Origin of the sequence: Sphingomonas sp. Mn802worker (assembly GCF_000382485.1) — a bacterium.
Classification (GTDB): domain Bacteria; phylum Pseudomonadota; class Alphaproteobacteria; order Sphingomonadales; family Sphingomonadaceae; genus Sphingomonas.
This window is the reverse complement of the sequence record NZ_AORY01000014.1, coordinates 131689-150244: the sequence shown is the minus strand read 5'-3', so window position 1 is coordinate 150244 and position 18556 is coordinate 131689. Positions and strand designations below refer to the sequence as shown.

Annotated in this window: 15 protein-coding genes and 1 pseudogene; 4 read left to right on the top strand and 12 right to left on the bottom strand. The window is 67.4% G+C overall.

Annotated elements, in window-relative coordinates:
- Nucleotides 1–27: 27 nt before the first annotated feature.
- The 5 genes and pseudogenes from phaR to SMN802W_RS0113300 all read right to left on the bottom strand — a co-directional run bounded on the left by phaR (nucleotide 28) and on the right by SMN802W_RS0113300 (nucleotide 5609).
- A pseudogene (phaR, locus tag SMN802W_RS17155) lies at nucleotides 28–587 on the bottom strand (polyhydroxyalkanoate synthesis repressor PhaR).
- A 91-nt stretch (nucleotides 588–678) separates the two neighbouring features.
- Nucleotides 679–1722: an alanine racemase gene (gene alr / locus SMN802W_RS0113315; RefSeq protein WP_019517414.1), complete on the bottom strand. Its 1044-nt coding sequence runs from the start codon at nucleotides 1720–1722 to the stop codon at nucleotides 679–681.
- A gap of 57 nt (nucleotides 1723–1779) precedes the next feature.
- Nucleotides 1780–3381 carry an MFS transporter gene (locus tag SMN802W_RS0113310; RefSeq protein WP_019517413.1) on the bottom strand — a complete coding sequence of 534 codons (1602 nt, stop codon included), beginning with the start codon at nucleotides 3379–3381 and terminating at the stop codon, nucleotides 1780–1782.
- Nucleotides 3382–3451: 70 nt separating this feature from the next.
- Entirely contained in the window at nucleotides 3452–4465 is a 1014-nt protein-coding gene (locus SMN802W_RS0113305) for an inorganic phosphate transporter (RefSeq protein WP_019517412.1), read from the bottom strand.
- A gap of 10 nt (nucleotides 4466–4475) precedes the next feature.
- Nucleotides 4476–5609, bottom strand: coding sequence for a DUF47 family protein (locus SMN802W_RS0113300; RefSeq protein ID WP_026326116.1), 1134 nt, complete (start codon nucleotides 5607–5609; stop codon nucleotides 4476–4478).
- 220 nt (nucleotides 5610–5829) lie between these two features.
- On the opposite strand from SMN802W_RS0113300, the gene SMN802W_RS0113295 reads away from it, so the two are divergent.
- Nucleotides 5830–7188, top strand: coding sequence for a cation:proton antiporter domain-containing protein (locus SMN802W_RS0113295; protein WP_019517410.1), 1359 nt, complete (start codon nucleotides 5830–5832; stop codon nucleotides 7186–7188).
- A 3-nt stretch (nucleotides 7189–7191) separates the two neighbouring features.
- Here the strand turns inward: SMN802W_RS0113295 and SMN802W_RS0113290 are convergent, their stop codons facing one another.
- From SMN802W_RS0113290 to SMN802W_RS0113270, 5 genes are read right to left on the bottom strand one after another with little or no spacing between them, the layout of a single operon-like run.
- The gene (locus SMN802W_RS0113290) at nucleotides 7192–7536 is read right to left on the bottom strand and encodes a hypothetical protein (protein WP_019517409.1); all 345 of its coding nucleotides are present in this window, start codon (nucleotides 7534–7536) and stop codon (nucleotides 7192–7194) included.
- The gene (locus tag SMN802W_RS0113285; protein ID WP_019517408.1) at nucleotides 7533–8738 is read right to left on the bottom strand and encodes a molybdopterin-dependent oxidoreductase; all 1206 of its coding nucleotides are present in this window, start codon (nucleotides 8736–8738) and stop codon (nucleotides 7533–7535) included. Before SMN802W_RS0113285 ends, SMN802W_RS0113290 begins: the two co-directional genes overlap by 4 nt.
- The gene (locus tag SMN802W_RS0113280) at nucleotides 8719–9306 is read right to left on the bottom strand and encodes an NADPH-dependent FMN reductase (RefSeq protein WP_026326115.1); all 588 of its coding nucleotides are present in this window, start codon (nucleotides 9304–9306) and stop codon (nucleotides 8719–8721) included. Before SMN802W_RS0113280 ends, SMN802W_RS0113285 begins: the two co-directional genes overlap by 20 nt.
- A 26-nt stretch (nucleotides 9307–9332) precedes the next feature.
- The gene (locus SMN802W_RS0113275) at nucleotides 9333–10391 is read right to left on the bottom strand and encodes an LLM class flavin-dependent oxidoreductase (protein WP_193378589.1); all 1059 of its coding nucleotides are present in this window, start codon (nucleotides 10389–10391) and stop codon (nucleotides 9333–9335) included.
- Nucleotides 10392–10438: 47 nt separating this feature from the next.
- Complete coding sequence (locus tag SMN802W_RS0113270; RefSeq protein WP_083925793.1) at nucleotides 10439–11347, bottom strand: aldo/keto reductase; 909 nt, start codon at nucleotides 11345–11347, stop codon at nucleotides 10439–10441.
- Nucleotides 11348–11401: 54 nt separating this feature from the next.
- Here SMN802W_RS0113270 and SMN802W_RS0113265 point away from each other — a divergent pair, with 54 nt between their 5' ends.
- Entirely contained in the window at nucleotides 11402–12478 is a 1077-nt protein-coding gene (locus SMN802W_RS0113265) for a Gfo/Idh/MocA family protein (protein ID WP_019517404.1), read from the top strand.
- A gap of 78 nt (nucleotides 12479–12556) precedes the next feature.
- Nucleotides 12557–15013, top strand: a complete 2457-nt coding sequence (locus tag SMN802W_RS0113260; protein WP_019517403.1) for a TonB-dependent receptor — start codon at nucleotides 12557–12559, stop codon at nucleotides 15011–15013.
- Nucleotides 15014–15073: 60 nt separating this feature from the next.
- Here SMN802W_RS0113260 and SMN802W_RS0113255 read toward each other — a convergent pair whose 3' ends face one another.
- Nucleotides 15074–16366 carry an MFS transporter gene (locus SMN802W_RS0113255; RefSeq protein ID WP_019517402.1) on the bottom strand — a complete coding sequence of 431 codons (1293 nt, stop codon included), beginning with the start codon at nucleotides 16364–16366 and terminating at the stop codon, nucleotides 15074–15076.
- 117 nt (nucleotides 16367–16483) lie between these two features.
- On the opposite strand from SMN802W_RS0113255, the gene SMN802W_RS0113250 reads away from it, so the two are divergent.
- Nucleotides 16484–17500 carry a putative sulfate exporter family transporter gene (locus SMN802W_RS0113250; protein ID WP_019517401.1) on the top strand — a complete coding sequence of 339 codons (1017 nt, stop codon included), beginning with the start codon at nucleotides 16484–16486 and terminating at the stop codon, nucleotides 17498–17500.
- On the opposite strand, the gene SMN802W_RS0113245 is transcribed toward SMN802W_RS0113250, so the two are convergent.
- The gene (locus SMN802W_RS0113245; RefSeq protein WP_019517400.1) at nucleotides 17497–18501 is read right to left on the bottom strand and encodes a LacI family DNA-binding transcriptional regulator; all 1005 of its coding nucleotides are present in this window, start codon (nucleotides 18499–18501) and stop codon (nucleotides 17497–17499) included. The two genes, SMN802W_RS0113250 and SMN802W_RS0113245, sit on opposite strands and share 4 nt — an antisense overlap.
- Between the last annotated feature and the right edge of the window lie 55 nt (nucleotides 18502–18556).

Genomic DNA, 18556 nt, shown 5'->3' with positions numbered 1-18556 from the left:
GACGCCGGTGAGCGGCGTCGCGGCCGCTCACCGCACCAGCTTCTCGACCTTGTCCTGCAATTTGGCGAGTTCGGCCTTGAGCGCGGCGATCTCGTCATCCTTGCTGGTCGCGGACGCCGGCCTGGCCGCCGCACCCTTGCTGCCGGGGGTGCGAAGGCGTTCGCCGCGGCCTCGAACATCTCCATGTTGCGCTTGGCGATCTCGGCGAAGGGCGAGCCGGCGAACGCGCCCTCGACCGCGGTCTTGAATTCGGACTGGTTGCGGTGGAAGCTGTCCATCGACGCCTCGAGATACCCCGGCACCATCGCTTGCATCGAATCGCCGTAGAGCGCGATCAACTGGCGCAGGAACGGCACCGGCAGCATCGTCTGCCCTCGGCTCTCCTCCTCCATGATGATCTGCGTCAGGACATTGTGCGTGATGTCCTCGTCGGTCTTGGCGTCGAGCACCTTGAAGTCGCGACCCGCGCGCGTCATCGCGGCCAGATGGTCGAGCGTGATGTAGGACGAACTCTCGGTATTGTAGAGTCGGCGGTTGGCGTATTTCTTGATGATGACCACGCCGTCGCCCTGATGCTGCTTCTTCATCCTCGCCTCGCCTGATCGTTATGGTGCGAAGGCTATCGTACCGCGTGACGCGCTGCAACAAGCGCGCTGTGCTGCGCAGCAAGCGTGCAGATCAGTCGTGCCAGATGCGATCGAAGCGATGGCCCAGGCCGGTGAGCAGCTCATACTGGCTCATGCCTGATGCCCGTGCCGCACGCGGCAGGTCGGGGTCGAACGCGATCCAGTCTCCCTCGCCCACGTCCGCGCCCGTCACGTCGAGCGCGACCAAATCCATCGAGACACGCCCGATGACGGACAGCTGGACATCGCCCGCAAAGGCGAGGCCGGTGTCGGAGAAGCCACGCCAGTAACCGTCGGCATAGCCTAGGTTGACGATCGCGACCTGCGTGTCGACCGAGGCAACCCAGGTAGCGTTGTATCCGACTGTCTCCCCTGCACGCACCAGGCGGCGTTGCAGCACCTCCGCCTCGATCCGAGCGACGGGGCGGATCACGTCAGTCAGCGCCGGCACGGGCATGCCGCCGTAGAGCGCGAGACCGGGACGCGTGAGATCGAAGTGGTAATCGACACCGAGCGTGATCCCGGCCGAGTTGGCGAGGCTCAACCGCCGCGCGTTCGTTCGCCCGGCGAGCGCGGCGAAGCGGGTGCGCTGTTGCTCGTTCATCGCGCTGTCCTCATCGGCGCAGGCGAGATGACTCAACAGCGTGTCGATCGCGACGCCGCCCAGCAGTCCCGCGGCGATATCGTCGGGTGCGATGCCGAGGCGGTTCATGCCGGTATCGACCATCACGTCGCACGCGCCGCCGCCCGCGCCCTGCCAGCGACGTACCTGCGCGGAGGTGCTGAGGACCGGACGGGCCTGGGACGCGGTGGCTATCGTCATGTCGGCGTCGCGCACGCCGTGGAGCACCGACAGCGATGCGCCCGCGCTCGCCAGATCGAGGTCGGCAAGCGCCGCTGCCTCGTTCCACGACGACACGAAGAAGTCGCGGCATCCCGCCGCGAGCAGCCGGGTGACGACATCGCGCACGCCGAGACCATAGCCGTCCGCCTTTACCGCCGCGCCGCAAGCCGCGCCGCCGCTCGCGCGTGCGAGCGCGCGCCAGTTTGCCGCAAGCGCGGCGCCATCAAGGGAGAGGCGTTGCGGGGCGGTCATGCGTGGACGGAGCGGCGGACGCGGATCATCCGCGCGCCCCTACCCCGCCCGGCGCGATCACGCCACAGCGTCGCGGTGGTCGCGCGTTTCTTTCAGGCCGAACAGCGTCACCAGCAGGGCGAGCAGCGTAACGCCCCAGGTGTACCACAGCCCCGAATAGGGATCGCCGGTCTTTGCGACGACATATTGGCTGATGAAGGGCAGGAAGCCGCCGAAATAGCCGGTGCCGAGATGGTAGGGGATCGACAGCGAGGAATAGCGGATCGCGGGCGGGAACATCTCCGCCAGCAGCGCCGCGACGGGGCCGTAGGTGATCCCCGACAGCATCGACATGGCAAGGATTGCGACAAGGATCAGCGCGATGTTGCCGGCGGACGGCGTGACCTTGGCGAGATCATAGCCCGCGGCGGTCAGGGCGGCGTCCAGCCCCGCGGGTGAGGTATCCGCGACGATCCTGCTGCCGATCGTGACCTGCGTCTCGGCGGCCTTGCGCGTGGAATAAGGCACGCCCTTCTTCGACAAGGCGTCGAGCAGCGTCCCGCACGCGGTCGCCTGTTGCTTGTCGAACGGACTGTAGCGGCAGTCTGCCCCGGCGACGACGACCGGGTTCGCCTCCGCCGCGCGCGCCAGCCCCGGATTGGCCGCCGCGCCGATCGTCCAGAAGATCGGGAACAGCAGCAGAAGTGTCAGGACATAGCCGACCACGATCGGCTTCTTGCGGCCCACCTTGTCGCTGACATGACCGAAGAGCAGGAACCAGCCCGTCCCCATCAGCACGCCGAAGCCGGTGATGAGCTGCGCGGTGGTTTCCTCGACGCGCATCGTCGTCTGCAGGAACGACAGCACCGTGAACATCGCGGTGTACCAGATCACGGTCAGTCCGGCGGCGATGCCGAACAGCGCGACGACCATGCGGCGTATGTTGCCGGGATAGGTGAAGCTTTCCTTCAGCGGATTGACCGCGCGCTCGCCCGCGGCGCGCATCTTCTGAAAGACCGGGCTTTCCGACAGCTTGAGTCGCATCCACAAGGAGATGGCGAGCAGCAGCAGCGAGAACAGGAACGGCAGCCGCCAGCCCCACGCCTCCCATGCGGCGCCGGGCACCAGCGCCTTGAACAGCAGGATGACCGCGAGGCTGAGAATGAAGCCGCCGACGACGCCGGCCTGGATGAAGCTGGTGTAGAAGCCCGAGCGGCCCGGCGGGGAGTGCTCCGCGACGTAGATCGCCGCACCGCCATATTCGCCGCCGAGCGCCAGCCCCTGCGCGATGCGGAGCAGCAGCACGATCGCGGGCGCGGCATAGCCGATCGTGGCGGCGGACGGCGTCAGGCCGACGCCGGCGGTGGCGATGCCCATCAGGGTGATGGTGACGAGAAAGGTGTATTTGCGCCCGAGCCGGTCCCCCAGATAGCCGAACAGCGCGGCGCCCAGCGGGCGAAAGCCGAAGCCGACCGCGAAGCCCGCCCAGGCGAGCAACGTCTGCACCGTCTCGTTGCCGGCGGGGAAGAAGGCGCGCCCGATGATGCCCGAGGCGGCGAGCGTTCCGTAGATGAAGAAATCGTACCATTCGAACACGGTGCCGAGCGCGGAGGCGGAAATGACGAGCCGGATGTCGCCGTGGCTTGGCGGTTCTTCCCCGTCGATCAACACTGCGGCCATGTGCCCGTCCTCCCCTTCCCCACGTCATGTCGTGGGGAAGGAGCAAGGGCAAGTGGATCAGATAGAGCGATCAGAACAGGCGGGTCAGGCCGTAGAAGAGCGCACCGACCGCGGCGGAAGCGGGAATGGTGATGATCCACGCGACGACGACGCCCTGCGCGACGCCCCAGCGGACCGCCGACGCGCGCCGGGCGGTGCCCGCACCGATGATCGCGCCGGTGATCGTGTGCGTGGTCGAGACCGGGATGCCGAGCGCCGAGGCAGTGAACAGCACGATCGAGCCCGCGAGCGAGGAGGAGAAGCCCTGGTGCTGCGACAGCTTGGTGATGCGCGAGCCCATCGTCTCGATGATCTTCCACCCGCCCGTCATCGTGCCGAGCGCGATCGCGATGTAGCAGCTGATCGCGACCCAGTGCGGCACCTCGAACGGCCCCGACAGCCGCCCGGTCGAGTAGAGCAGCACAGTGATGATCCCCATCGTCTTTTGCGCATCGTTCAAGCCGTGGCTGAGCGAGTAAGCGGCGGACGACAGCAGGTGGAGCGCACGGAAGCTGCGTTCGGCCTGAACTGAGGTCGAACGGCGGAACGCCCAGCTCGACAAGAGCATGACGAGCATGGCGAGGATCATGCCGAGCAATGGCGAGAGCACGATCGCGAGCACGGTCTTGTTGAGCCCGCCCCACTGGATGCCGCCGATCCCGGCATGCGCGACGCCCGCGCCGATCAACCCGCCGACCAGCGCGTGGCTGCTCGACGACGGGATGCCACGCAGCCAGGTGACGACGTTCCAGAACATCGCGCCGCCGAGCGCGCCGAAGATGACGGCGGGGGTGACGATATCCTTGTCGATCAATCCCTTGCCGATCGTCTCTGCCACCGCGTGGAGGCTGGGGAACATGATGGTCAGGAAATAGGCGGCAAAGTTGAACACCGCGGCGAACAGCACCGCCTTGACCGGCGAGAGCAGCCGGGTCGCAACCACGGTGGCGATCGAATTGGCCGCGTCGTGCAGCCCGTTGAGATAGTCAAAGGCGAGCGCGACGGCGATCAGGCCGACGAGCAGCGGAAAGGCGAGTTCGTGCATGGTCCCGCCCTCAGGCGTGATCGATCACGATGCCGTCGACCTCGTCGGCGACATCCTCGAACGCGTCGACGATGCGCTCCAGATGCTTGTAGAGCTCGCGCTCGACGACGAAGCGCAACGTGTCGCTGGTGCCGTGTTTTTGCAGCGAGCGCTTGAGACCGGCGGCGTGGATCTCGTCCGCATGACCCTCGATGCGGATCACGCGTTCGGTCAACTCATGCAGCCGGTCGCCGTTGCGCGCCACGTCGCGCAACAGCGGGATCGCCTCCGCGGTGACGCGCGCGGCATCGACGATGATCGCGGCCATGTCGCGCATCTCGGGCTCGAACATGTCGACGTCGTAGAGGTCGACCGCATTGGCGAACGCCTGCATCTCGTCGATGGTGTTGTCGAGCGCGCCGATCAGCGCGGTGATCGCGCCGCGATCGAAGGGAGTAAGAAACGTCTTGCGGACGGTTTTCAGCACGTCGCGCGTGATCGTGTCGGCGTCATGCTCGCGCTCAATGATCTCGCGGATGTGCTCCTTCGCGGACGGGCCGCCCGCCAGCAGCCGCGCGGTCGCCTCTGCGCCGGCAAGGACGGTCGCGGCGTGCGCCTCGAACATCTCGAAGAAATTACCGGTCTTCGGCAACAGCCGTTGAAACCACGCGAACATTGTACCCCACTTTTGGTTTGAAGCCCGATTCGCGGCCGACCTAGCACCGGATTGTTGCACTGCAACGCGGAACTGCGACGGCGCGAACGAGCGGAGCAGTTCGCGCAGATCGGGCTCGTCGATCCGGGTCGCGGCTTCGGCGAGCGGGAACCAGCGCCGCTCGCGCTCCCCCTGCTCCTTCCACGTCGGCAGTTCCTGCGTGACGGCGAGCGGGAAGACATCGACGTCGATCATCAGCGACGCGCCGCTGCCGCGCCGCTTGCGATAACGATAGGTGCCGAGCGGGACCGGACAGAGCGCGCCGCGCACGCCGCCTTCCTCCTCCGCCTCCTGCGCGGCGGCCTCCGGCAAGGTGCTACCCATGCCGATGTTGCCCTTGGGAATGATCCACCGCCCGGTCCCGCGCGAGGTGACCAGCATGACGCAGATCGCGCCGTCGGCCCCTGCGGCAGCATCGATCCGGTACGGCAAGGCGGCGATCTGTCGAATGGCACGGTCCCCGTTTGACGCATCGTGTCGACGATCGAAGGCGATCAAGGATGCGCAGCCCACTTACAGCGGCCGCCGCGAGCCGTACAGTGTGGGCGATCCTGTGCGCGCTCGATCGATCGCGCACACCGCGGATAGCCGAGGCCGCGCGCGACCATCCGACCTCAGCCCTACTTGTCAGAAGCGCAGGTTTGTCGTTTCAGATCGACCAAGGGGAGTGATGGTCATGGAAGAGGCGGTGAACAGCCTGTGGCGGACGGCAGGCGGCGTCCTGGGCGCGCACGGCGCGGCGGTGAACGGCACCGCGAGCTACGCGCCGGGTGATTTCTCGATCCATTTCTTTCTCCAGCTCGCGGTGATCCTGATCGCGTGTCGGGTCGTCGGCTGGATCGGGCGCGTCGCGCTGGGGCAGCCACAGGTGGTGGGCGAGATGATCGCGGGCGTCGTGCTGGGACCATCGCTGCTCGGACTCGTCGCGCCGGGATTGCAGGGCGCGATCTTTCCCAAGGAAACGAAGAACGTGCTCTACGCCGGTGCGCAGCTGGGCGTCGGACTCTACATGTTCCTGGTAGGCACGACGCTTCGGCTCGATCATTTCCGGTCCAAGGCGCGCAGTGCGTCGGTCGTCTCGCTCGCCGGGATCGCGGCGCCGTTCGCGATCGCCATTCTGCTGACGCCGTGGTTGCTCGGCGTGCCCGGACTGTTCGCGGCCGGGATCAGCCAGTTCAACGCGACCCTGTTCCTGGGCGCGTGCATCGCGTTGACCGCGTTTCCAATGTTGGCGCGGATCATCAACGAGCGCGGGCTGGCCGATTCGGCGCTTGGCACGCTGTCGCTGACCGCAGGCGCGTTCGACGACGCGGTGTCGTGGTGCGTGCTGGCGGTCGTGCTGGCGACGTTCGGTGGCGGCGCGGGTGTCGCGATCCTGGCGATCGGCGGCGGGGTCGCATGGGCGGCGCTGGTGCTGATCGCGGGGCCGCGGCTGCTCGCCCCGGCGGCGCGCGCGGTGGAGCGCACGGATGAGTTGACGCCCCCGTTGCTTGCCGTCGTGCTGATCGCGTTCTGCCTGTCGGCGTTTCTGATGGATGCGGTCGGCATCCACGCGATCTTCGGCGGGTTCATCATGGGCGTGGTAATGCCGCGTGGTACGCTGACGGAGGAGATCCGCGCCAAGATCGAGCCGCTGACGGTCGTGCTACTGCTGCCGATGTTCTTCACCTACTCCGGGCTCAACACGCGGATGGACACGGTCAGTTCGCCGGCGCTGCTGCTGGTCGCAGCAGTGATCCTCGCGGCGTCGGTGCTGGCGAAGGGTGGTGCCTGCTACCTCGCGGCGCGGCTGGCGGGGGAGGACAATCGCACCGCGCTGGGCATCGGCGCGCTGATGAATTCGCGCGGGTTGATGGAGCTGATCATCATCAACATTGGGCTGCAGAAGGGCATCATCGGTCCGACCTTGTTCGCGATGCTGGTGCTGATGGCGATCGTGACGACGATGATGGCAAGCCCGCTGTTCGAGTGGGTCTATGGCCGGCACGGTCGCGCGACCGGCGCGCTGAGCGAGGTGCCGGCGCGGTAAGGGTCAGCGTGCCGGTGGTGCGCCTTGTAGCGTCACCAGCGCGGCGACGATCGCGGGATCGTCCGCAGGGCTAATTGGAGCGTGATAGGCTTCGCGCATCTTGGTGACAGTCGCCTGCCATTTTTCGGCCGTCAGCGGCGGCTGGCGGGTGAGGAAATCGGGCGAGTGGCAGGCGGTGCAATGCTGCGACAGTGTCGTGCCCGCAGGCGTGTCGGGCAACGCGGCGGTTTCGGCGGGCAGCGTGATGCTGACCGGCTGCAACGCGCCGGCCGGCTTCGTCGGGGAGGCGTCGGGTTCGGCCGAGCAGGCGGCGAGCAGCACCGCCGCGGCGATGATCGCTAGCTTCATGCAGCCGTCACCGCGACTGAGGCAATCTGGCTGCGCATGTAGCCGCCGGGGTTCCAGATCGCGTCCATCGATTGCGCCTGCCCGGCCGCATTGGTGCAACGCGCCCACAAACGGTAACCGCCCGGCCGTAGCCCGCCGATGGTAGCCTCCCACAAACGGAAGCCGTATTTGCCCTGATCGGGGCCGAGGTGCGCGGCGTGCCACGTCCTACCTGCATCCATCGAAAGGTCGACGCGCGCGACCGCATTTGCCCCGCCCATCGCGAGTCCGCGGACGTAGAAAGGATCGTTCGCCACCACCTTGGTCGCGCGGTCGACGTTGGTGAAGAAGGCGCGCGGGGTCATGCGGTTGATCGGCACGGTGGGGAAATCCTTCGCGCCCGGCTGCACGCCCGCGTTCGGGGTCGCGGGGATCTTGTACGCCTTCGCCATCCAGTAATTGTCGTCCTCACCGGTCAGCACCTCGATCCGGTCGAGTGCTTTCACCCAATAGGTCGAGTACCAGCCCGGCACGATCAGGCGGATCGGATAACCGTTCAACATCGGCAAGGGCGCGCCGTTCATGGCGAGCGCAATCATCACCTCGCCGTCGCGGGCATGGTCCAGCCCAAGCGACTTGGCGAACCACGGCGCCCCGGGCGGCGGGCGGTCGAGGCCGGAGACGCGGATGTTGGCCGCGCCGGGCGCGATGCCGGCGAGGTCGAGCACGTCGCGTAAGCGCACGCCGCTCCACGTCGCGTTGCCGATCGCGCCGTCGCCCCATTGCGCGCCGGGCACGCGCGGGCTGAACAGCGCGCGCGAGTTGCCCGAGCATTGGTTCACCGCCGCGATCTCGACATGCGGCAGCTTGGCAAGGTTGGCGAGCGTCAGCGCGATCGGGCGCCGCACCGCGCCGCCGACGCGCAGTCGAAAGGTCGCGGGATCAATCGCGGTCGGAATGTCCTGATAATGCCAGCGCACGAAGAAACGGTCGTTGGGGGTAAACACCTCCCCGTCCAACGCGCTCATTGGCGTTTCGAGCAGCGGCGCGCGTTCGCGTAGCACGATCATGCTGCCCTTTTGCGGCCAGTCGCCCGAGAGCTGGCGCGTGCCGCCCACGAAGCCGAGGTCGACCGATTGCGCGGCCGCGCCGGTCGCAATCCCCGCGCCGCCTAGCCCGAGCAGCGCGAGCGCTTCGCGGCGATCAGGCGAGCGCAGCGACATCGTGCACCACCAACGGCGCGAAACGCGCGACCTGCCGCCCGACCAGGCGGAGCTGCTCGACCACCGCGGCGTCGCTCGCGCCGCCCTCGTCGTCGAACTTGGTCACTTGGCTGTTGATCGCGGCGGCGAACGGCGTCGGCCAGCCGCGCAGCGCGTGGACGATCGAGCGTAGCGCTGCGATCGTCGAGCCGGTCGCCTGCCAGCCGTAGGCGGTCGCGATCAGCCCGACCGGCACGTCGGCGAGGTACGGGCGTTCCGCGTCGCGCGCGGTCTCCTCAAGCAGATCAAGCGCGTTCTTGACCACGCCCGAGATGCTGCCGTGATAGCCGGGGCTGGCGATGATGATCGCCGAGGCGCGGCGCACGGCGGCGACGAACGACTGTTCCTCGGGCGTCCGGCTGGTCGCCTTGGGATCGTAGAGCGGCAGACGCGCAAGCGCCTCGCCACCGAACAGCTGCGTGCAGAACCCCTGCTCGCCCGCGGCGTCGAGCGCGATGCGGAGCGCGCGCTCGGTCGAGGACAGCCCGCCGATCGTGCCGCCGATCCCGACCACCAATGGCTTGTCCATGCTGCCGTCCCCTCCCCAGCCGTGCGTCACAGCGGCGCGTGGTCGATCCGCGGCAGCACGTGCCGTGCGAACAGGTCCGCCTCCGCCGCGTGCGGATAGCCCGACAGGATGAAGGCGTCGATTCCCATGTCGCGGTACATTTGCAGCTTGGCGAGCACCTGATCGGGATCGCCGACGATCGCCGCGCCGCAGCCCGAACGCGCGCGGCCGACGCCGGTCCAGAGGTTCTCCTCGGCATAGCCATCGTCCGACGCGCCCTCGCGCAGCGCGGCCTGCGCGGCGACACCCATCGAAGTCGCGTCGAGCGACTTGGCGCGGATCTGCGCGCCCTCCGCTGCGTCGAGCTTGGAGAGCAGCCGGTCGGCATAGGCGCGCGCCTCGCTCTCCGTATCGCGGACGATCACGTGCGCACGGTAGCCGAACTTGAGCGTGCGGCCGTAGTCGGCGCCGCGCTTCGTCATGTCGGCGATGATCTCCGCGACCTTCTCCTTTGTGTCGGGCCACATCAGATAGACGTCGCAGGCGCGCGCAGCGGCGTCGCGCGCGTCGGGCGACAGGCCGCCGAAGTAGAGCGGCGGTGCCTCGCCGGAGAAGGTCTTCACGCCCGCGGGATCGAGGTCGAGGTTCCAGAACTCGCCCTGGTGGCTAAGATGCTCGCCGTTCAAGAGCGTCTTGAGGATCTGCATCGCCTCGACCGTCCGCTGGTAGCGCGGTGCGGAGGCGAGTTTCTCACCCGGCAGGTCGGAGGAGATGATGTTGATCTTCAGCCGTCCGCGCGCGATCTGGTCGATGGTCGCGATCTGCCGGGCGAGCTGCGGCGGCCAGCTTTCGCCGACACGCACCGCCATCAGCAGGTGAATATGCTTTGTGAGCGTCGCGATCGCCGCGGCGAAGGCGGTGGTGTCGATGCCGAGCGCGTAGCCCGACGGAAGCAGGATGTTGTCGAACCCGCCGGTTTCGGCCCCGAGCACGATGTCGCGGCAATGCTCCCACGAAGACTTCAGCTTGGGATCGGGCACGCCCAGAAACTCGTAATCATCGTCGCACAAAGCCGAGAACCACGAAATCTCGCATGGTCCACGCATGGAATCGCTCACAATCCTCTCCCCTTTCGTTCGTTATCGTGTGTCGGTTACGGCAGCCGCTCGCCGCGCGCGGCGACGAGAACGTCGTACCAATCCTGACGCGACCAGCTGACCTTGAAGGCGTCAGCGAGTTCGGCGATGCGCGCGGTGTTCTGCGTGCCGACGATCGGGATGATCCGCGCCGGGTGCGCCATGATCCAGCTGTAGGTCGCGGCCGCGCGGCTGACGCCGAAGCGCGTGGCGACGGCATCGAGCGCGGCGGCCACCGCCTGCTCGCGCGCATTGCCCGGCGTGCCGATCCGTCCGCCGCCGAGCGGCGACCAGGCGAGCACCGCCAGGTCCATCTCCATCGCCTGATCGATCAGTCCATTGGTGAGCGGATCGAGGAACAGCGGCGAATATTCGGGCTGCTGCGAGGCGAGCGGGACCGACAGGAACGAGGCGAGCACGCGCGTCTGGTCCGCGGTATAGTTCGAGACGCCGACGGCGCGCACCTTGCCCGAAGACACCATGTCGTCGAGCGCGCGGGCGACCTCCTGCGGGTGCGCGAGGATGTCGGGGCGATGGATCTGGTAGAGATCGACCGAGTCGACCTTCATGCGGCGAAGCGAGTCGTCGAGCGCCTTGGTCAGATACGCCGTGCTCGAATCGTACGGCACCGGCGGGGTGATGCCGCCCTTGGTGGCGAGCACCATACGGTCGCGCAGCCCCGGCGTTTCGGCGAATACCTCGCCCAGCAGCGACTCGGCGTCGCCGAACCCGCCTGAGCCATCGAAGCCGTAGATGTCGGCGGTGTCGAACAGCGTGACCCCGGCGTCGAACGCGGCCTCGATCAGCGCACGCCCCTCTGCCGCGGAAACGCCGGCGAAGCGCCACATCCCCCATGCGATCGGGCTGACAGTTAATCCGCTCTTGCCGAGAGGACGTGGTTCGGGCGATAGAGTGATTTCAGACATCGTTGTCATACGTACGGCGACGAGTGGAGAGGAGCAAGGGCTTTGGAAGGGCAAGTGCGTTACGGCCTCGTCGGCACCGGCATGATGGGGGTCGAGCATCTCAACAATCTGGCGATCACGCCGGGCGCGGTGGTGACCGCGATCGCCGACCCGACCGAACGCTCGCTTGGGTGGGCGAAGAAGGCGCTTGGGGATCGCGGCGAGGGCGTGCAGTCGTTCGCCTCCTCCGCCGAACTCGCGAAGAGCGGGCTGGTCGACGCGGTAATCGTCGCGAGCCCCAACTACACGCACCGCGACGTGCTGACGCCGTTGTTCGGCGAGGGTCTGGCGATCCTGTGCGAGAAGCCGCTGGCGACGACGATTCCGGACGCGCGCTGGGTGGTCGAGCAGGCGGAGGCGAGCGCGCGGCCGTTCTGGACCGCGATGGAATATCGCTACATGCCCCCCGCCGCCGAGTTCATCGCGCAGGTGCACGCCGGGCGCGTCGGTCGCCTGCAGATGCTCTCCATTCGCGAGCATCGCTTCCCGTTCCTTGAGAAGGTCGCCGACTGGAACCGCTTCAGCGCCAACACCGGCGGCACGATGGTGGAGAAATGCTGCCACTTCTTCGACCTGATGCGGCTGATCACGCAATCGGAGGCAGTGCGCGTTTATTGCTCCGGGGCGATGGACGTGAACCACTTGGACGAGCGTTACGACCGACGCACCCCCGACATCATCGATAACAGCTTCACGACGGTCGATTTCGCCAATGGCGTGCGCGCAATGCTCGACCTGTCGATGTTCGCCGACGGCGCGACCAACCAGGAGGAGATCACCGCGGTCGGTGACAAGGCACGGCTCGACGTGCTGATACCCGACGGCGAGATCGTCTATTCGCCGCGCGTGGGGTTCATGAACCCCAAGCAGGTCGAGCGCAGCACGGTCCACGTCGATGAGACCGCGCTGAACGCCGGCAGCCACCACGGTTCGACCTTCTACGAGCACCAGCGCTTCAACGCGGCGGTGCGGGGCGAAGGTGCGGTCGAGGTGAGTGCGCGCGACGGGTTGATGGCGGTGGCGATCGGGACCGCAGCCGAGATCAGTGCGCGCGAGCACCGCGTCGTCGAGATGAGCGAACTGGGTTTCTAGCCACCAAAGACAATCTTTCAGTGACAGCGTTGACCTAAATCTCCAGCGAGAGAGTAGGTTTTAGGGAGGAACGAGACGATGAAGACGATGTTGACCGTGAGTACCGCGTGGCTGGCGCTGATGGCGGCGCCCGCAATGGCGCAGACGCAGACGGGCACGCCCGAGACGACGACCGGCACCGGCAGTGCCACGACCGCCGGCGATGTGGGCAGCGATACCGCGACGCAGAGCGCGGCGAACGAGCCCGGCGACATCATCGTCACCGCGCAGAAGCGTTCGGAGCGGTTGCAGGACGTGCCGATCGCGGTGTCGGTGCTGTCGGGCGACGCGATCGCGGCGAAGGGCGCTGTGAACCTTGAGGGCGCGCAATACCTCGTCCCCACGCTCAACTTCCGCAAATCGGGCACCGCGATCAACCAGTCGCTGTTCCTGCGCGGCGTCGGCACCTCTACCTTCTCGATCGCGGGTGAGCCATCGATCTCCACCGTCGTCGACGGCGTCGTCTACAGCCGCGCAGGCGAGGCATTCAGCGACCTGATCGACATCGACCGCCTGGAGGTGCTGCGCGGGCCGCAGGGGACGCTGTTCGGCAAGAACACCTCGGCGGGCGTCATCAACATTGTCACCAAGCGGCCGGGCAAGGACTTCGGCGGCTTCATCGACGGCGGCTATTATTTTGGCAACGGCAACGAGTACCGTGTCCGCGGCGCGCTCGACCTGCCGTTGGCGACGGGGATCGCCGCGCGCGTGACCGGCTTCTACGGCAATTACGACGGCAACATCCGCAACAACGCCTACGGTGGGCGCCGCGTCAACGGCTACGATCATTGGGGCGTGCGTGGCATGGTCGTCGCCGATCCGACGCCGGACCTGACGATCACGATCATCGGCGACTATCGCCGATCGAACGACGATTGCTGCGCCGAGGTGATCGGCACCGGCCCAACCTCGGCCAGTGCGACCACCAACGCGCAGGTCAACGGCTTCATCAATTCGGGCGTGCTGCCGACGCCGCAGGGTGACCGCACGCGGCGGATCAACCAGGACCTGATCACGCACACCGACGAGAAGAGTTGGGGCGTGTCGGGTCAGGCCGACTGGACGCTCGGTACGCAGACGATCACATACATCGGTTCGTACCGCGAGTATGACAACACCGAGATCCGCGACGGCGACTGGCTGCCGCGCGCCTATACGACGTTCAACCAGCTGCACGATGTCGGGCCGCAAACGTCGAACACGATCACGCAGGAATTGCGGCTGACCAGCCCGTCGAACCAGTTCTTCTCCTATGTGCTCGGCGCCTTCTACTCGCGGGCGGAGACGACGCGGACGTTCACGCGCAACGACCTAGTGTGCACCCCTGCCCCGGCGGTGCCGGTGCCGTGCTCGACGCCCGGGCTGACCGTCACGCGCCCGACCGGGACCGCGGTGTTCGGGTCGGTGTTCAAGAACCTCGCCTTCTTCGGCCAGGGCACGCTCAACTTCACCGATCGGCTGCGCGGCATCGTGGGCGTGCGCTACACCACCGACCAGCTGGACGTGTCGCACATCCGGCGGACGGCGCTGACCGGACCGGGCATCTCGCCCAATTTCGACCAGGGCGTGTACAACGAATATCTGCGGCTGGTCCGCACCGGCGTGTCGCCCGTCACCGCCGCGACCGCCGCGGTGCCGGCGTCCAACGGCATTCCCTTTACCGCCAAGACGACGAACGACAATTGGTCGGGTCGCGTCGGGTTGCAGTACGACATCGTGCGGCAGTCGACCGCCTATGCGACCTATTCGCGCGGGTACAAGGGGCCGGCGTTCAACATCTTCTACAATCTGACCGGCACGGGCACCAACGTGATCCAGCCGGAGACCGCCGACAGTTACGAAGTGGGTCTGAAGAACACGCTGTTCGGTGGCAAGCTGGTGATCAACCTGGCGGGTTACTACGCCAAATATTACAACTTCCAGGCGAACAACCCCGACGTGATCGAGGGCGTGGTGGTCACGCGCTTCACCAATGCGGGGCAGATCTCGACGCGCGGCGGTGAGCTGGACATTCTGTTCCAGCCGGTGCGCGACCTGTCGTTCTCGGGCGGCGTCGCCTACACCGACGCGCATATCGACCAGTTCCGCGTGCCGGCGAACGGCGTAACGACGGGAGTGATCCCGAACGGCACCACGCTCGCCTATGCGCCGAAGTGGAAGGGCTCGCTCGGCGCCGACTATCGCCTGCGTACGGGTGGGCCGATCGACTTCGCGCTGGGTGCGCAGGGATCGTACCAGTCGAAGCAGCTGTCGCAGCTCGATGCCAGCGCCGCGGTGCGTGATGCGACGACGATCAAGGGCTATGGGCTGGTCGACGTGCAGGCGGGGATCGTCGAGGCGAACGATCGCTTTCGCGTCAACTTCCAGGTCAAGAACCTGTTCGACCAGAGCTTCGCCGCGGCGATCACCTCGGGCGGGCCGGGCGGCAGCTACCGCTACATCATCCCGCGCGAGGCGGACCGTTATTACGGCGTGAATGCGCGCGTGAACTTCTAAGCGTCGCGGCGAAGGAGAAGCCGGCGGGGTCGCCCTCGCCGGCTTTTTCGCGTCTGTCGTTCAGTGCGCGATGATCGCCGGCGCGTCCCCCCTATTCTCACCATCGTGCTCGACCGCGACGATGCGCGGGATCAGCAGCTGGATGAAGCCGAGCGCCAGCAGGTAGGACGTGGCGCAGATGACCAGCGCGGGCGTGTAGCCGAGGCCGTGCGCCAGTGCCCAAGCCTGAAACTGGATCATCCCGATCGAGCCGAGATTGCCGCAGAACGCCGCGATCCCGATCGTCGAGCCGACCGCGCGCGCGGGCGTTACGTCGGTCGCGAGCCCGAAGACGTTGGTCGAGAAGCCCTGGTGCGCGAACAGCCCGAGCCCGAGCAGCAGCGCCGCCGACCACGGGCTATCGACCGACATGACGAGCGGCACCGGCGTGACCAGCAGCGCGTAGACGAGCAGCGCCGACTTGCGCGCGGCGTTGACGCTCCAGCCGCGCGCCATCAGTCGCGCTGGCAGCACGCCGCCGCTGATCGCGCCCATCGCGGCGAGGCCGTAGGTCAGCGCGATCGGCCAGCCGAGCGTCCCTTGCTGCAACCCGAACAGGCGGTGGAACAGGTCGGGCAGCCAGAGCAGCATGAAGAACCAGACCTGATCGGACAGCACCTTGGCGATCGCGATCGCGAGCGTGCGGCGGCTGCTGAGGATATCGCGCCAGCGAACCGGCGCGGCCGCGACCGCGTCGAGCGCGACGGGCCGCACGCGCAACGCAAACCACACTGCGACCCACACAAGTCCCAACCCGCCCGCGAGCAGGAATGCCGATTGCCATCCAAACGCGACCGCGAGCGGCGGGATCAGCGCCGGGGTCAGCACCGCGCCGACGTTGGGAGCGGTGTTGCCGATGCCGAGCGCGATCTGCCGGTCGCGGTGGTTGAAATAGGTCGCGGCCGATTTCACCGCGGCGGGCGTGCCGATCGATTCAGCGACGCCGAGCACCACGCGTGCGCCGAGGAAGCCGGTGACGGTGGTCGCGAAGGCGTGTGCCATGCCCGCAAGGCTCCACACGCCGACCCCGATGCCGAACCCGCGCCTGAGCCCGACGCGATCGATGAACCAGCCGGTGCCGAGGAACGCGAACGCGGTCGCGACCTGGAATGCGGTACCCATGTTGGCGTAATCCTGATCCGACCAGCGGAACTCCGCCTCGAGCGTCGGTTTCAGCAGCGCCAAGATCTGCCGGTCGACGTAGTTGAGCATGATCGCAACGAACACCATCGCGACGATGACCCAGCGCGCGCGATTGCCCGCCTCTGCCCCTGCCCCGTCCCTCGAACTGTGCGTCGCCACATCTGCCGCCATGTCCCTCTCCCGATCTGATTGACGACAACGTTGTCAGAGTGTGCTTACTTAGGCTAGTCCTCTCGCACTCTAGCACCGGGATCGACGATGGCCGCTACACGTTCTGCCACCCTGCCGATGGCGGCCGACCTGTACGGCGACCTCGAACCTAGCCCCAAGGCGACGTGGCGCGACCATGTGCCGGGGCTGATCATCGTCGCGGCGGGGACGCTGTCAGCCGGGTTCATCTCCGACCATTACGGTGCGCCGCTGACATTGATGTCGCTGCTGATCGGATTGGCGCTCAACTTCCTGTCGGCGGATGCGCGGCTGACCCCGGGGCTGGCGTTCGCGTCGCGGTCGCTGCTGCGCTGGGGCATTGTGCTCGTCGGCTTGCGCGTCACCTTCGGGCAGATCGTGGCACTGGGTCCGGTCGCGCTGCTGGCGGTGCTCGTCATTGTCGCGGTGACGATCGGGTGCGGCGTGCTGGTGGGACGCCGGCTCGGCTTCGACGCGGCGTTCGGCACGTTGGCGGGCGGCGCGGTCGCGATCTGCGGCGCGAGCGCGGCGATGGCGCTGGCAACGACGCTTGGCGAGCGGCGCGCGAGCCAGGCGCAGCTGACGCTGGTGCTGGTCGGCATTTCGGCGCTGAGCGCGCTGGCGATGGTCACCTACCCGTTCGTCGCGCACTGGCTGCACATGAATGACCTGAAGGCGGGGTTCCTGCTCGGCGCATCGATCCACGATGTCGCGCAGGCGCTGGGCGCCGGCTATTCCTACTCGGATGCCGCGGGGCAGATCGCGGCGATCGTCAAGCTGACCCGCGTCGCGCTGCTGGCGCCTGTGCTGGCGATCGTGGCGATGTTCCTGCCGCGCGGCGAGAAATCGGGCAAGCGTCAGGGTCTGCCGTGGTTCGTCGTCGGTTTCTTCGTGCTGGCGGGCATCAACTCGACCGGCATGATCCCTCCGCTGGTCACCGGCACTGCGGAGCGCGTCGCGGCCGGGCTGCTCGCCGCCGCCGTCACCGCGACCGCGATCCGGTCGCCCTTGTCGCAGCTCTTGGAGGCGGGACCGCGGCCGATGCTGGTGATCGCGGCGTCGACCTTGTGCGCGTTCGTGCTGGCGCTGGGCGCGGCGATGTTCCTGATTGGCTAGCCCCCGACGCGTCCGCCGGTCGAGTCGCGCACCATCAGCGCATGCGGCAGCTCGCGCTGCTCAAAGGTTTCTTCCGGCGAGAGCAGCAGGTCGGCGGCGTTCCAGGCGAGATCGCGCACCGGCTGGCGCATCGTGGTGAGCGGCGGCCAGACGTAGCTGGCGAGCGGATCGTCGCCGAAGCCCGCGATCGCGAGATCGACCGGCACCTTGACCCCGCGCCGGTGCGCGGCGGCGAGCGCGCCGGCCGCCATGTCGTCAGACGCGGCGAAGATCGCGCTGGGCGGTGTGCCGAGCGACAGCATCGCCTCCGCCGCGCGCGCGCCGCTGGCGAAATCATAATCGCCCTGCGCAATCAGGTCGGGTTCGGGCAAGATGCCGGCTTCAGCAAGCGCCGCCAGATATCCTTCGTACCGCTGCGTGCTGGTCGCGAAATCGCGCTGGCCGAGGATGTGTCCGATGCGGCGGTGGCCCAGCGACAGCAGGTGGCGCGTAACCTCGCGCGCGGCGGCGCGATTGTCGATGAAGACTGCCGCGCTCGCCTCGGGCCGGTGACCCGGCGATACGCGCACGACGCGGACGCCGCGGCCTTTCAGGAAGTCGAGCACCTCGTCATGGTCGCTAACCGGCGGGGTCAGGATCAGCCCGTCCAAATGGCTGGTCGCGACCAGCGCCTCGACCTCCTCGAGCAACCGACCCGAATTGCGGTCGTAGGGCTGCGCGATCATGCGCACGCCATCGACCTCGCAGCGGTCGCGGATGCCGGTCTGCATCGCGTAGACGTAGGCGGGGCTGGGATTGTCGCAGATCAGCCCGATCTGGAAACTGCGTCGCCCGGCAAGCGAGCGCGCAGCGAGGCTGGGCCGAAAGTTGAGCGCGCGCACCGCCTCCTCGACACGCTCGCGCGTCGCGGCACCGACATAACGCTCCTTGTTGAGCACGCGGCTGACCGTCTTGATCGATACGCCCGCGCGTTCCGACACGTCCTTGATCGTCGAGCGCATCAATGTCTCCCCCAATGCTCCTAGTGCACAAGCCGGGCGAGCGCGACAATGGCCG

Bases quoted from the DNA above. Each gene is read 5' to 3' on its own strand.
- SMN802W_RS0113275 (WP_193378589.1), bottom strand. From the start codon at position 10,391: ATGCGTGGACCATGCGAGATTTCGTGGTTCTCGGCTTTGTGCGACGAT.
- SMN802W_RS0113255 (WP_019517402.1), bottom strand. From the start codon at position 16,366: ATGGCGGCAGATGTGGCGACGCACAGTTCGAGGGACGGGGCAGGGGCA.
- SMN802W_RS0113280 (WP_026326115.1), bottom strand. From the start codon at position 9,306: ATGGACAAGCCATTGGTGGTCGGGATCGGCGGCACGATCGGCGGGCTG.
- alr (WP_019517414.1), bottom strand. From the start codon at position 1,722: ATGACCGCCCCGCAACGCCTCTCCCTTGATGGCGCCGCGCTTGCGGCA.
- SMN802W_RS0113245 (WP_019517400.1), bottom strand. From the start codon at position 18,501: ATGCGCTCGACGATCAAGGACGTGTCGGAACGCGCGGGCGTATCGATC.
- SMN802W_RS0113270 (WP_083925793.1), bottom strand. From the start codon at position 11,347: ATGTCTGAAATCACTCTATCGCCCGAACCACGTCCTCTCGGCAAGAGC.
- SMN802W_RS0113285 (WP_019517408.1), bottom strand. From the start codon at position 8,738: ATGTCGCTGCGCTCGCCTGATCGCCGCGAAGCGCTCGCGCTGCTCGGG.
- SMN802W_RS0113260 (WP_019517403.1), top strand. From the start codon at position 12,557: ATGAAGACGATGTTGACCGTGAGTACCGCGTGGCTGGCGCTGATGGCG.
- SMN802W_RS0113290 (WP_019517409.1), bottom strand. From the start codon at position 7,536: ATGAAGCTAGCGATCATCGCCGCGGCGGTGCTGCTCGCCGCCTGCTCG.
- SMN802W_RS0113310 (WP_019517413.1), bottom strand. From the start codon at position 3,381: ATGGCCGCAGTGTTGATCGACGGGGAAGAACCGCCAAGCCACGGCGAC.
- SMN802W_RS0113305 (WP_019517412.1), bottom strand. From the start codon at position 4,465: ATGCACGAACTCGCCTTTCCGCTGCTCGTCGGCCTGATCGCCGTCGCG.
- SMN802W_RS0113295 (WP_019517410.1), top strand. From the start codon at position 5,830: ATGGTCATGGAAGAGGCGGTGAACAGCCTGTGGCGGACGGCAGGCGGC.
- SMN802W_RS0113250 (WP_019517401.1), top strand. From the start codon at position 16,484: ATGGCGGCCGACCTGTACGGCGACCTCGAACCTAGCCCCAAGGCGACG.